This window comes from Cellulomonas aerilata (assembly GCF_007991755.1).
GTDB classification, from domain to species: Bacteria; Actinomycetota; Actinomycetes; order Actinomycetales; family Cellulomonadaceae; genus Pengzhenrongella; species Pengzhenrongella aerilata.
Genome location: NZ_BJYY01000001.1, coordinates 28,932 through 42,838, shown reverse-complemented (window position 1 = coordinate 42,838; position 13,907 = coordinate 28,932). Strand labels below are relative to the sequence as shown.

The window sequence follows — 13,907 nt, the reverse complement described above, 5'->3', positions numbered from 1 at the left end:
TCCAGGCCGGTGTCGGTCGGGCAGCGCACCCGACGAAGCACGCCGAGCACGCTCCGCCGCCCACCGTCGTGTCCGGGCGCAAAATCGTGCGGGCCGCGCGTGAAACGCTTCGCGTGCCGCAGCCCTCACCAGTGCAGGAGCACGCGTCCGACGAGGTCCGCCTCGCTCACGGGCCCGTACTCCCGCGAGTCCGTGGACCGGGCCCGGTTGTCCCCGAGGACGAAGACGGACCCGGCCGGCACGACGACCTCCCCGAGGTACGTGCCGTCGATGCGGGAGTGGTCCACGTAGGGCTCGTCGACGACCCGGCCGTCGACCGTCAGACGGGCGTCCAGCATCGCCACACGGTCGTCCGGCAGGCCGACGACGCGCTTGACCGACAACGACTCGCTGTCGCCACGGAACACCACGAGGTCGCCGTGTCGCAGGCGGTCCGTGGCGTCGGCCGTGCGCAGGACGAGGACGACGTCGCCGTCGGCGAGGGTGGGCTCCATGCTGCTGCCGTCCACGGTCACCGGGACGAGCAGCAGCGCGCGGATCGCCACGACCACCGCGACCACGGCGACGACCGCGGAGGCGTCGCGGCGACCGTGCGTGCGCGCCGGCCGCACCGCGCCTCTGCGTCCCATGCGCACAGCCCAGCGCGCGGGCGTCACAGGGCTGTGAAGCCGCTCGGTACGCGCACGCCGGCAGCTGGGGACGAAGGCGCAGGTCAGCCCGGCATTACACGGCTCTGTTGCGGCCATCCCTCACCGTGATGCCGATGACTCTGCGGGGCCACCGCGGGGCGCGGCGTGAGGGCTGGTTGAGTGCCATGGAACGGCTGGTCGTCGATCGACGTGAGGTGCTCAAGCTGGGCGGACTGGGGGCGCTCGCGGCCGCCGGCCTCGTCGTGCCGATCGGTGTCCGGGCCGGCGCCGGATCGGCGAGCACGCTCGCCTCGGCCATCATGCCGCGGCCGTACCGCAGGGACTTCCTCCGGCCGCCGGTCCTCCAACCGTACGAGGTCGTCAAGGACGCCCAGGGCAGACCGGTGCTGGAGCGGTACTCCCTCACCGCGCGTCAGTTCGAGGCGGGCATCGTCGGCGGGGGGCTGCCGACGACGATGTGGGGCTACAACGGGATGGTCCCCGGCCCCACGATCAGCGTCCACCAGAACGTCCGGGTCGAGATGCGCGTGCGCAACGACCTGCCAGCGGTCGACACGACCTTCGGCCAGCCGTCGCTCACGTCGACGCACCTGCACGGCTCGGCGTCCCTGCCGCAGTTCGACGGCTACGCCAGCGACGTGACGCAGACGGGGTTCTACAAGACGTACGAGTACCCCGACTTCCAGGGCGCCCGCACGCTCTGGTACCACGACCACGCCGTCCACCACACGGCCGTGAACGCCTACTCGGGACTGGCGGCCCAGTACCACCTGCACGACGACCTGGAGGAGCGGATGCTCCCTCAGGGCCAGTTCGACGTGCCCCTGACGATCAGCGACGCGATGTTCGCGGCCGACGGCTCGCTCGCCTACGACGACAAGGGCGTGAAGAGCCTCTGGGGCGACGTCATCCTGGTCAACGGGGTGCCGTGGCCGGTCATGAAGGTCAAGCCGCGCATCTACCGGTTCCGCATCCTGGTCGCCTCCATCTCCCGGTCCTACCGGCTTCGACTGAGCACGGGGCACACGATGACCGTCGTCGCGACGGACGGCGGGATGGTCCCCGTCCCGCAGCCCGTGACGCAGTTCCGGGCCAGCTCGGGGGAGCGCTACGAGGTGCTGGTCGACTTCAGCAAGTACCCCGTCGGCGCCACCGTGGACCTGCTCAACGCCAGCAACCCCAACAACGTCAACTACGACCACACCAACAAGGTCATGCGCTTCCAGGTCGTCGCGCCGTCGAGCGACGACCCACCGCCGTACGCGATCCCGGCGGACTGGAGGATCGAGGGCGAGGGCAAGGCCACCATGGACCTCCAGCGCACCGGCAAGGAGCGGGTCACCCGGCTGCGCCTGAAGCACGACGACGTCACCAACGTCTGGAGCATCAACGGCGTCACCTGGGACGACGTCGTCGCCTCCGGCTACACGAAGATCGCGGCGAACCCCCGGATCGACGAGGTCCAGCTCTGGGAGCTCGAGAACTCCAGCGGGGGGTGGTTCCACCCGGTGCACATCCACCTCGTGGACTTCAAGATCGTGGGGCGCAACACCAACGGGGGTCAGCCGCACCCCTGGGAGCGCGGACCCAAGGACGTGGTGTACCTCGGGGAGGGCGAGACGGTCCGGCTCCTGGCCAAGTTCCACGTCAGCGACGACACGACCGGTGGCAGGTACATGATCCACTGCCACAACCTGGTCCACGAGGACCACGACATGATGACGCAGTTCCTGGTCGGCGACCCCGACTTCACGAACGACCCGCACCCGATCTACGCGGCCCCGCCGGTCAAGGACGACCTGCCGGAGGACTCGCCCACCTACCTCGAGTACCCCCCGGGCGTGTGACGTGCCCCCGCTCCGCGTCGTGGCCGGTCGTCGCGACCCGGCGCGGGCGCGGGTGCCCGGGCGGCCGCTCCTGTGGCCGGGCGCGGTCGCACTCGTCGTCCTGGTGGCCGCGCTCGTCGCAGCGGGGTCCACGCCGCAGGCCTCGCCGTTCGGTCTCGCCGACGCCGGCCCCGTGGTGCGCTGGGGGCTGCCCGTCGCGCGCCTCATGGTCGACCTCTGCGCGGTCGTCACCGTCGGAGGCCTCCTCGTGGCGTCGGTGCTGGTGCCCGGCTCGCACGCCGCCGGTGTGGTCGGCGGTCCGGCTGACCGGGCAGGCCGCTCCGCGGCGGGCTGGTCGGTGCTGTGGTCGGCGAGCGCGCTGCTGGCCGCCGCGCTGACCGCCTGGGAGGTCGCCGGGCTCCCTCCCGACCAGGTGCGGGCCGGTGACCTCCCGGCCCTCGTCTGGGCGCTGCCACCCGGGCGAGCGCTGGCGACGACGGCCGTGCTCGCGGCGACGCTGCCGGCGCTCGTGCTGCGACGGCGCACCCGGGGCCGGGACGCGGCTGCGCTGGTGCTCGCCCTGGTGGCGCTCACGCCACCGGTGTACACCGGCCATGCCGCGCACGTGGGGCAGGACGTCGCCACCGGCGCCCTCGTCGTGCACGTCGCGGCGGCGTCCGTGTGGCTCGGAGGGCTGGCGGGCCTGGCGCTCCACGTCCGACAGGACCCGCTCCTGGCCACGGCCGCGACCCGCTTCAGCGCCGTGGCGCTCGGGGCGTTCGCTGCGCTCGCCGTCTCCGGCGGTCTCGTCGCGGCGGCGTCCCTCGGGCCGCCGTCGGCACGCTGGACGTCGCCCTACGCCGGCCTCGTCCTGGTCAAGGTGGGTTGCGCGGTCGCGCTCGGCCTCGTCGGCTGGGCGCACCGCCGCCGGACGCTCGTGCGCCTGCGAGCGGGCAGACCGGGTGCGTTCGTGCGGCTGGTCGCCGCGGAGCTCGTGCTCATGGGCGCGACGGTCGGGATCGCGGTCGCGCTCTCGCGCACGCCCGGTGCGACCGGCAGCGGGCTGCTCGAGCGGCCCCGGCGGTCCGCGGGGCCGGGCGGGCTGGCCGAGCACGTGTCGCTCGGCGACCTGCTGACGGACTGGCGCCCGGAGCCGGTGCTGACCACGGCCACGCTCGTCGGCCTGGTCGCGCTGCGACGGTGGCGCCGTCCGGGCCCGGTCGCGTCGGCCGTGACCACGACCGGCCCGTCGGTCGGGGCCAGGCGGACGGCCGCGACGTGCCTGGCAGCGGGGCTGCTGATCCTGACGGCGGGCCTGCCGACGACGTACGACGGGCACCCCCTCGTCGGCGTCCAGGGCTGGCAGCTCGTCGTGCTCCTGCTCGCCGTCCCGGCCCTCCTCGTCGCCGGCGGGGTGGACGCGGCGCTCCGGTCGCCGGCACCGCGGAGCCGGTCGTCGGCCGCCTCCGGCGCAGCAGGCGGCCGAGCTCCGTGGCGGACGGCGTCCGACCCCGCGACCGGCTTCCTCGTGGTGCTGGTCGCCACGGTGGCCGTGCTCGCCTCACCCGTCCGCGTGCTGTCGGCTGCCGGGCCCGGGCGCGTGGTGACCTTGGTCCTGGTCGCTGCAGCCGGGGTGGTGTTCACGCTCTCGGTGTGGGGCCTCGGACCCGGCGGGCGTCGGCCGGTGGCCCGCCGTGCGCCCGTCCTGGCGCTGACGGTGCTGTTCCTCGGCGCCTTCGGAGCCCTGCTGGTGAGCGGTGCGGCAGGTGCCGGCGCCTGGACGGCGGCCGACCTGTCGGACCCCGCCGGTCTCGGGCCGGCCGGAGACCCCCGCGCAGCCGGGTGGGTGCTGTGCTCGTCCGCCGCGGTCCTCGCCGTCGCGGCGGCCGTCGTGCTCCACCGGCAGCTGCGGCACGAGGGCGTGGACCCGGCCGTGCGCGGCGAGCAGGCCGTCGCTGCGCCCTCAGGGACGGCTGGGTCCCCTGTCGAGGCCGAGACGGTGGGGGGAGCGCGGAAGGCGTAGCCGGGAGGGTCGTCGCACGGGCCCCGGACGAGGGAACCCGCTGGTCGCGACCGCGGGCACGGGTGGCGTGGGCAGGTCCGCCGGGGGGTAGCCGCCATGCGGAGGGGGTGGTAGACCGTCACGAACGGCTCCGAACCCGTCACTCCATGCAGTAGGTTCCGCGCAACCGACGCGGTCCGTGGGAAGGCCGGGCGGTGCCCGACGCTGGTTGTCCCGGGGGTTGCGGATGTCCGTGGTGCAGTACGACGACGTCCTGTACGAGTCCCTGGAGATCCGGGTGCTCGGGCCGCTGCGCGTCCGGCGCGCGAACGGGACCGTCGTGCAGCCGGCGGAGTGGCTCACCTCCCAGACCGCGGACCTGCTGAGGCTGCTCGCGGTGCGGGTCAACGAGCCCGTCGCCGTGGACGTCCTGACCGAGGCGCTGTGGCCCAAGGTGGACGAGGCCCGCGGCCGCGCCAGCCTGCGCAACGCGGCGTCCCGGCTGCGTAAGGTCCTCGGCGAGGACTGCGTGCAGCGCAGCCTCGGCGGGCTGGTCCTGACCGGCGCCTGGGTCGACGCGCACGCGTTCCGGACGCTGGCCCACCAGGCGCGCCGGGAGATGATGGCCGGGGCGTCCGCGCAGGTGGTCACGACCACGCGCGAGGCCGAGGCGGTGTACCTCGGCGAGTTCCGGGCGCAGAACGAGACCGCCGACTGGAGCGTGCGCGAGCGGGACGCGCTCGCGGCGACCTACCGGACCATGGTGGCCGACGCCGCCGAAGCCGCGGCCGCGCTGGGCTGGTGGCACGACGCAATCGCGTTCGCCGAGCGGACCCTGCACGCCGAGCCCGTCTCGGAGCGGGCGTTCCGCGTGCTCATGCGCGCGCAGCGCGGCATGGGCGAGACGGCGCTGGCCCTCAAGACCTACGACCGCTGCCGGCGCGTGCTGGCCGAGGACGTCGGGGCGGACCCGTCCCCCGCGACGCGCAAGCTGTACCTCGAGCTGCTGGCGGACGAGCCGGTCGCCCCGCCGGTGCCGCCGTTCAGCGGCCGGACGCACGAGTCGGAGTGGATCGGCGAGCTGCTCGAGACGGTCGCCGCCACCGGGGCCCCTGCGATGGTCTGCCTGACCGGCGAGCCGCGATCGGGCAAGACCCGGCTGGTCGAGCACGCCGTCTCCGCCGGCGGCGTGCCGCTCACGACGGTGACGTGCACACCGACGGACGACCCGTGGCCGGCGGTCCGCGCGGCCGCCGAGCGCGCCACCGGCGCGGGACCCGCCGGGGACGCACGCCCGCGGGCCGGGGGCGGCGCCGTCGCCGTCCTGGTGGACGACGCCCACGTGCTGCCCCGGGAGGCGGTCGACGCGCTGGCCGAGCGGCTGGCGACCCTGACCGGACCCGTGTGCGTCTTCGTCGCGGGCCGGCCGGCGCTCGCCGACGGGCGCGCGACCACGCTCGTCCGGCGCTGGGGCGGCCCGGCCAGCCGGCTGACGCTGCCGCCGCTGGAGTCCGAGGAGGTGGCCGAGCTGTGCGCGGCGCTGCTGCGCGGGGAGGTCTCCGAGCAGCTCGTGCAGGACGTGCTGGCGCAGACCGGCGGAGCGGCGGGCGCCGTCGTGGCGCTGGTGCGCGAGTGGGCCGCCGCCGGCCGCATCGCCGCGACCAGCTCGGGGCTGGTCGTCCTGCAGCCGCAGGTCCCCGGGGAGACGGACGCGACGGTGCGTCAGCTGCTCACCGAGGCGGTCGACCACCTGCCCCCGAACGCCCTGGACCTGCTCCAGCTGGTCGCCGTGGTGGGCCGACCCGTCACCGTCGAGCTGCTGCTGCCGCTGACGTCCGGGCTCGGACTGGCGGCCGGCGCGAACGACTTCCAGTGGCTGCGGACCACGCTGGACCACCTCACCGACCTCGCGCTGCTGAAGTCCACCCAGGCCGGGCTCGTGCCGCGCGACGCCCTCTTCAACGACCTCGTGCAGACCTGGCTGCGGCCCAGCGCCCGCCGTCAGCTGCACCGCCGGGTCGCCGAGCAGGCCTACATCACCGCCGCGGAGCGCGTGGAGCACTGGACCCGGGCCGGTGAGCCGCAGCTGGCCCGGGCCGCCGCGATGGACGCGGCCGCCGACGCGGTCGAGGACCACCAGCACGAGCGCGCCCGCCTCCACCTGCGGCGGCTGTGCCGGACGAGCGAGGAGAGCAACGCCACGCCCGCCGACCGGGCCGAGCTGTACGAGCGGTGGGGCGACGCGGCGGCGCTGCTGGGCCGGACCCACGAGGCGCGGGCGGCGTACGCGGCGGGCGCCTCGACCGCACGCGCGCACGGGCTGCCCGACCGCGCCCGGCTCGAGCTCAAGAGCAGGCAGGTGGTCGAGGGGACGATCGCCCCCGCCCCGACCCGCGAGCCGGACGCCCCGCCCGCCGGTGGGACGGCGACCCCGCCGGTGGACCGGCGGCCGCCCGACGTCGGTGCGCCGTCGGCGACGCCGGCCGTGGCGCCCGCGTGGCCGTACGCCGGAGCACCCACGGACGTGGACCACCTGACCGTGCGCAGCCAGCAGGCCATCCGGGAGGCGGACGCGCAGGGCGACCCCGACCTGCGGGCCTCCGCGCGCACGCGGTACATCTGGGACGTCGGCATCCCGCAGCGCAAGTTCCGCGCCGTCCGCCGGGTGTCCAAGCAGGCCCTCGGCCTGGCGACCGATCCCGACGTGCGTGCCGACGCCCTGGCCGGCGGGTGGATCGCCGGCGCCGTCGTGGGCGATGCCGCGGCGGCGGAGGTCGGCCTGGGCCGGTCCGCCGGGGGCCGAGGTGCGGCGGCCGGCTCCGGCGCCCTGCTCGCCGTCCGGGCGCTGGTCGCGCACGACCTCGGACGGCGCGAGGCCCGGTCGCTGCTGACCGCGGCGGCCGAGCAGGGTCTGCTCGCCGACCCCCTGCGGTACCAGTGGCTCGCCATCCGGGTGGCGACCGAGCGCTACGACTTCGGCGCGGCGATGCAGGCCGATGCGGCGCCCACGCCGGCGAACGCGTCGCCGCTCGTGCGGGCGCTGCGGGCGTGCGCCTCGGCCGCCCTGGCGATGGAGCTCGGCCGTCCCGACGAGGCGCGCCCCTGGCTGACCCAGGTGATCGAGGACTCCCGGCGCACGGGCGTCACCCTGCTGGTGCCCGAGGCGGCTGCCCGGCTCGCCGTCCTGGAGGCGCACACCGACGCACCGAGCGCCCGACGGCGCTTCGACCAGTTCGAGGAGGCGGTCGAGGGCCAGACCGCCTTCCCGCGCGAGTCCGTGCTCAAGCTCGTCGCGCGGGCTGCCATGCGGTCCGCCGACGGCCGGCACGCCGACGCCGCGGCCTCGGTCGCCGGCGCGGCGGACGTCGCCGAGCGAGCCGGCCTGGTCCACCTCGCGGCCCTCGCCCACCGGCACCGTGCCTTCCACCTCACGGCGGCCGGCAGCGTGCACGAGGCCCGGCTGGCCGCGGCCGCCGAGGCGCGCTGGCGCAACGTGGGCTCCCCGAAGGGACGGCGGCGGGCGGCGGAGCCCCCTGCCGAGGACCCCGAGCCTGCCGGTGCCCGCCGGGGTGGTCGCTGACCGGCTGACGCCGGTCCGCCCGCAGCGGGGCCGACGCGCGTAGGGTCGCGGACCGTGAGCATCCGCACCGCCCTCATCGGGTACGGCCTGGCCGGCCAGGTCTTCCACGCCCCGTTCCTCGCAGCCGACGAGGACTACTCCCTCGACGTGGTCGTCACCGGCGACGCCGAGCGCGCCGCCGAGGCGGCCCGTCGCCACCCGGGCGTGCGGGTCGTGCCGACCGTCGAGGAGCTGTTCGACGCGGCCGGTGACCTCGACCTCGTCGTCGTCGGGTCGCCGCCCGCGACGCACGCCGACCTCGCCCGCCGCGCGGTCGACGCCCGGCTCGCTGTCGTGGTGGACAAGCCGCTGTGCGCGACCGCCGCCGAGGGCGAGAGGCTCATCGAGCACGCCGACCGGGCCGGCGTCCCGCTCACCGTGTTCCAGAACCGGCGCTGGGACGGCGACTACGTGACGCTGCGCTCGTTGGTCGACGACGGCGCGCTGGGGACGGTGCGCCGCTTCGAGTCGCGGTTCGAGTGGTGGCGCGCCACGGAGACCAAGGCGTGGAAGGCCGCCGCGACGCCGGCGCAGGGCGGCGGGATCCTCTACGACCTGGGGACCCACCTGATCGACCAGGCGATCGGGCTGTTCGGGCCGGTCGAGCAGGCGTATGCCGAGCTGACCGCGCACCGGCCCGGCGCGGCCGCCGACGACGACTCGTTCGTGTCCCTGTTGCACCGGTCCGGTGTGCGCTCGCACCTGTGGATGAACGCCATGGCCGCGCAGGTCGGGCCGCGGTTCCACGTGCTGGGGTCGGCGGCGGCGTACACGTCGTGGGGGCTGGACCCCCAGGAGTCGTCACTGCTCGCCGGCGGGCGTCCGAGCGACGCGGACCACGGCCGCTACCCGGAGTCCCGGTGGGGGCAGCTCGGCGTCGACGGCGACCTGCGGCCGGTGCCGACCGTGCCGGGGGACTACGCCGGCTTCTACCGGACGCTCGCGCGGTCGCTGACGTCCGGCGGGCCCCTGCCGGTGGACCCCCGCGACGCCGTGGTGGTCCTGGCCCTCATCGAGTCGCTGCACCGCGACTTCCCCGTCGTGGACCGCTCGGCGCGCGGCTGACCGGCGGGACGGCCAGCAGGGCTGACCGGCAGGGCTGATTGGCAGGGTCGACCGGCAGGGACGGCCGGCAGGGCTGACCGATGTGGCGCGGGCCGCACCCGTGCCCCCTCACAGGGTGAGGGCGGCCGTCGATCTGGGGATCGGCCCGCCGCCGACGGCGACGGGCCTCCGGCGCAGACCCCGGCGCGCGCGACCCGCGCGCCGCTGCGCTGTGCCCGCGTGCCGACCGGTGCGCGGGGACGGACCAGCCCCCAACCCCGGCGCACCCCTGCCGGGCGCGACACCGGAGAGACATGCACGCCGCTACGGAGGCCATCGGCATGATGGCCTCGCTCACCTCGTTCCTGCTCTGGCTGCCCCAGGGCGCCCGCGTCTGGAAGCACCGCCACGACCCGGCACGGCTCGCCGGCATCGCCGTGAGCACGCAGGTCATCGCCCTCGCCGGGAACCTGCTGTGGGGCGTCTACGCGCTCCTCATCGACTCCTTCTGGCTCGGCGCGCCCGCGGTCGTCAACGGCCCGATCGCGATCGGGACCATCCTCGTCCTGCGGCGCGGGGCTCCCGCCGCCGCGACGCCCGCCGCGACGCCGGCCCTGCCCGACGCCCCGGCGGCCCCCACGCAGCCCGAGGCGGACCGGCCCGCCCGCACGCTGCAGGCGCCCGGGACGGCCGTCGCGCTCGACGACGTCGAGCCTGTCGGCCGCGGGACGCGCGAGCTCGTCCTGGTCTGACGGTCGCGACGCCGTCCGGACCGCCGTCCGGACCAGTTTCCCGTGCCGTCCGACCCGCCGTCCGGACCGATGTCCGATGCCGCCCGACCCGCCGGCCGGCGCGGGCTCACGCCGGGCGCTGGAAGACGTCCGGGACGCCGTCGGCGTCGTCGTCCGTCGTCTCCTCGGCTTCGATCCGGCGGTAGGCGCGGTTGCGCGCGCGGAGCACCACCGAGGCGAGCAGCGCGGAGACCACGGACCCGGTCAGCACGCCGACCTTGACGTGCTCCTCCCGGGGGCTGCCGGTGCCGAACGCCAGGTCGCCGACCAGCAGCGACACGGTGAACCCGATGCCCCCGAGCAGGGCGAGCCCCAGGACGTCGAGCCACCGCAGGCGCTCGTCCAGCCGGGCGTGGGTGAACCGCGACACCAGGGCGGTGGTCCCCAGGATCCCCACGGTCTTGCCGACGACGAGGGCGGCCACGATGCCCAGGGCGACGCGGTCCTGCAGCGCGTCGACCAGACCGGACAGCCCGCCCACGGTGACCCCCGCCGCGAAGAGTGCGAACACGGGGACCGCGAGCCCCGCCGAGATCGGCCGGAACCGGTGCTCGAGGTGCTCGGCGAGCCCGGGTCCGGTGTCCGGGCCGCCCGCCCGCACGCTGCGGACCACCGGGACGGTGAAGCCGAGCAGCACCCCGGCGACCGTGGCGTGGATGCCGGACGCGTGCATGAGGGCCCAGGCGCCCAGCGCGAGCGGCAGCAGCAGCCACCCCGAGCGCAGGCCGCGCTGCACGGCGAGCCCGAACACCGCGATGCAGGCGAGCGACCCGAGCAGCGGCGTGAGCGCCAGGTGCTCGGTGTAGAAGATCGCGATCACCGTGACGGCGAGCAGGTCGTCGACCACGGCCAGGGTCAGCAGGAACGTGCGCAGCGCGGCCGGCAGGTGCGTGCTGAGCACCGCCAGGACGGCGACGGCGAACGCGATGTCGGTCGCGGTCGGGATCGCCCAGCCGCGGGTCGCGTCGTCGCCGGCGCCCGCGGCGATCGCCACGTAGACCAGCGCCGGGGCCGCCATCCCCCCGACGGCCGCCAGGATCGGCAGTGCGGCCCGCCGCGGGTCGCGCAGGTCCCCGGCGACGAACTCGCGCTTGAGCTCGAGCCCGACGACGAAGAAGAAGACGGCCAGCAGACCGTCCGCCGCCCACGCCCCGACCGTCAGGTCCAGGTGCAGCGCCGCCGGGCCGATCCGGGTGTCCCGCAGCGCGGCGTACGAGCCCGCCGCCGGCGAGTTCGCCCAGACCAGCGCGACGACCGTGGCCACGAGCAGGATCGCGCCCCCCACGGTCTCCTGGCGCAGGATCTCCGAGATGCGGCTGGTCTCGGCCCAGGAGCGGCGGGTGAGCAGGCGCTGGGCGGGCTCGGGTCGCGGTGCGGTCATGGTGGGCTCTTCCGTCGAGGGTCGCCACGGACGTTGCCGACCAGACTTCCCGGCGCACCGCGGTCATCGTAGGGGCGGCTGGGGCCGGGACCCCAGTCGGTCCGTCCCGGTGCGGGGCCCGTGCGGTGCCGTCTCGTGCGGTGCGGTGCGGTGTCCGTGCGGTGCGGGCGGTGCCCGGGACGGGAGCAGCCGGCCGGTCGTCCAGGCCTCGCTTGCCGCCGGGGTGACCGCCCGGGTGGCGTCCTCGGCAGGGACCGGGTCGACTGGGTCGACCCCCCAGACCCTCCGGACAGGTGGCCCCGTGACCCGCACGACCCTCGGCGACAAGCTCCTCAGCTGGGCGTCGATCCTCGACGACGACACCCGCGCGCAGGCGCTGCGGACCGCGTCGATGCCGTTCGTCGTCCCGCACCTGGCGCTCATGCCGGACGCGCACCTGGGCAAGGGCGCGACCGTCGGCTCGGTGATCCCGACCGACCGGGCGATCATGCCGGCGGCCGTCGGCGTCGACATCGGCTGCGGGATGGTCGCCGTGCGCACGCAGCTGACCACGGACGACCTCGCCGGCCACGACCTGCGGGTCCTGCGGGAGCGGATCGAGAAGGCGGTGCCGACGTCGGCCGGGAGGTACAACACCCGGCTGACGCCCACGGCACAGGCTCGGGTGGACGTCCTGACCGAGGCCGCGCGGGAGGTCGGCCTCGACCCCACGGGCTACGCGGGCAACTGGACGCTGCAGCTGGGGACGCTCGGGTCCGGCAACCACTTCATCGAGGTCAGCCGGGACGAGCGCGGCCGGGTGTGGCTGTTCCTGCACTCGGGCTCGCGCGGGGTCGGCAACAAGATCGCGCAGCACCACATCGGCGTCGCGCAGCGGCTCGCCCAGCGCGAGGGCCTCGACCTGCCGGACCGCGACCTCGCCCACCTGACCGAGGGCACCCGGGAGTTCGACCGGTACATCGCCGACCTGCGGTGGGCCCAGGCCTTCGCGCTGGCGAACCGCGAGGAGATGATGGACCGCGTCGTGACGTGCCTGCAGCGGTGGTGGGGCGGCGAGGTCGAGCAGCTCGAGCGGATCAACTGCCACCACAACTTCACCGAGCACGAGCGGCACTTCGGTCGCGACGTCTGGGTCTCGCGCAAGGGCGCCATCCTCGCCACCCGGGGTGCGCCCGGGCTGATCCCGGGGTCCATGGGCGACGCGTCCTACGTCGTCGTCGGGCGCGGCGAGCCGGACTCGCTGTGCTCGGCGCCGCACGGCGCGGGCCGGGCGTACTCGCGCACGAAGGCGCGCAGGACGTTCACCCGGGCCCAGCTGCGCGAGGCGATGGCGGGGATCGAGTACCGCGACACCGACGCGTTCCTCGACGAGATCCCGGCCGCCTACAAGCCGATCGACCAGGTGATGGCGGACGCCGAGGACCTCGTCGAGATCCGCCACACGCTGCGCCAGCTCGTCAACGTCAAGGGCGACTGAGGTCCAGGGTCTCGTGCGTCCACGCCAGGACCTCGTCGAGGAACCGGGCGCGCGGGACGTCGCCGGACAGGGCGAGGTCGTGCACGCCGTCGGGCACCTGGACGACCGTGACGTCGTCGCCCAGGTGCGGCGCCCGGGCGACCATGTGCCGCACGTCGAGCACGGAGTCGGTGGTGGCGAGCTCCTCGTGCCACCGGTCGTGCGGGCCGCTGCGGGTGGAGCAGCACAGGAGCACCGGGCAGTCGATCGCCAGCCCGCGCGCGAGGCGGGCGTGCCCGCGCCGGATGCTCCGGATCCAGCCTGCGCGGATCGGGAACCCCTCGTGCGGCTTCCACGTCAGGTCGTACTCCCACGGGCCGCCCGACCCCACGTGCAGGCTCTGCCCGTAGTGGACGGCGAGGTGCCCGACGACCAGGCGGGGCGCCACGCCGCCGACGACGTCCAGGACGCGGGTCAGCACGACCCGCTGGAACCAGTCGCGGTTGAGGTCGAACCACGGGCTGTTGAGCACGACGGCGTCGACGACCGCCCGGCCGCGCTCGGCGTGCGCCCACAGCGACGCGAGCAGGCCGCCGGTGGAGTGGCCCATCACCACGAGGGTGTCGTGACCCTCCTCCTCGCGCACCACGTGCGCCGCGGCGGACAGCTCCTCGAGGTAGGTGCGCAGGTCCGTGACGTCGTTCGGCGTCTGCCAGCGGCGCAGCGACCGGCCGTACTTGCGCAGGTCCAGGGCGTAGAAGTCGTACCCGTGCTCCGCCCAGACGTCGCCCAGGTGGCGCTGGAAGAAGTAGTCGACGTAGCCGTGCAGGTACAGCACCGCGCGGCGGGTCGACGGACCGGTGCTCTCCCGGCGCACCAGCGTGGCCACGACCTCACCCTCGTGGTCGGGCCGCAGCGGCAGGGTGCGGGCGCTCCACCCGGCACCGAGGACGTCCGGCACCCAGCCGGCGTCGTGGGTCTCGGCGGTGCCCCCGGCCCCGTGCCGGGCGGCGGGCGGGACGGGGGCAGCGGTGCCGTCATCGACCATGCCGCCGATGGTGCCAGGTGGTCCGCCGGACCCAGCGGCTGTCACGCCCGGCGCGCGCGGTCGCGCTAGCATTGAGCGGAAGAGACTCAA

9 protein-coding genes are annotated in these 13,907 nt (G+C 75.5%); 6 read left to right on the top strand and 3 right to left on the bottom strand.

Annotated features, from left to right (window positions below; translation table 11 throughout):
• Positions 1–125: 125 nt before the first annotated feature.
• Positions 126–629 (bottom strand): signal peptidase I, encoded by a 504-nt coding sequence (lepB, locus tag CAE01nite_RS00180; RefSeq protein WP_146898377.1) that lies wholly within the window; start codon positions 627–629, stop codon positions 126–128.
• A 134-nt stretch (positions 630–763) separates the two neighbouring features.
• On the opposite strand from lepB, the gene CAE01nite_RS00175 reads away from it, so the two are divergent.
• The 5 genes from CAE01nite_RS00175 (at position 764) to CAE01nite_RS00155 (ending at position 9,893) form a co-directional block, all read left to right on the top strand.
• Positions 764–2,497, top strand: a complete 1,734-nt coding sequence (locus CAE01nite_RS00175) for a multicopper oxidase family protein (RefSeq protein WP_246130906.1) — start codon at positions 764–766, stop codon at positions 2,495–2,497.
• Position 2,498: 1 nt separating this feature from the next.
• A complete protein-coding gene (locus CAE01nite_RS00170) occupies positions 2,499–4,499 on the top strand; it encodes a CopD family protein (RefSeq protein ID WP_146898375.1) in 2,001 nt (666 codons plus the stop codon).
• 226 nt (positions 4,500–4,725) lie between these two features.
• Positions 4,726–8,058 (top strand): ATP-binding protein, encoded by a 3,333-nt coding sequence (locus CAE01nite_RS00165; RefSeq protein ID WP_146898373.1) that lies wholly within the window; start codon positions 4,726–4,728, stop codon positions 8,056–8,058.
• A gap of 54 nt (positions 8,059–8,112) precedes the next feature.
• A complete protein-coding gene (locus CAE01nite_RS00160; RefSeq protein ID WP_146898371.1) occupies positions 8,113–9,162 on the top strand; it encodes a Gfo/Idh/MocA family protein in 1,050 nt (349 codons plus the stop codon).
• 293 nt (positions 9,163–9,455) lie between these two features.
• The gene (locus tag CAE01nite_RS00155) at positions 9,456–9,893 is read left to right on the top strand and encodes a hypothetical protein (RefSeq protein ID WP_146898369.1); all 438 of its coding nucleotides are present in this window, start codon (positions 9,456–9,458) and stop codon (positions 9,891–9,893) included.
• A 106-nt stretch (positions 9,894–9,999) separates the two neighbouring features.
• Here the strand turns inward: CAE01nite_RS00155 and nhaA are convergent, their stop codons facing one another.
• Positions 10,000–11,313, bottom strand: a complete 1,314-nt coding sequence (gene nhaA / locus CAE01nite_RS00150; protein ID WP_146898367.1) for a Na+/H+ antiporter NhaA — start codon at positions 11,311–11,313, stop codon at positions 10,000–10,002.
• Positions 11,314–11,614: 301 nt separating this feature from the next.
• Here nhaA and CAE01nite_RS00145 point away from each other — a divergent pair, with 301 nt between their 5' ends.
• On the top strand, positions 11,615–12,790 hold the full coding sequence (locus CAE01nite_RS00145; RefSeq protein ID WP_246130905.1) for an RtcB family protein: 1,176 nt from the start codon (positions 11,615–11,617) through the stop codon (positions 12,788–12,790).
• Here the strand turns inward: CAE01nite_RS00145 and CAE01nite_RS00140 are convergent.
• Entirely contained in the window at positions 12,777–13,817 is a 1,041-nt protein-coding gene (locus CAE01nite_RS00140) for an alpha/beta hydrolase (protein WP_186816347.1), read from the bottom strand. The two genes, CAE01nite_RS00145 and CAE01nite_RS00140, sit on opposite strands and share 14 nt — an antisense overlap.
• Positions 13,818–13,907 lie beyond the last annotated feature (90 nt).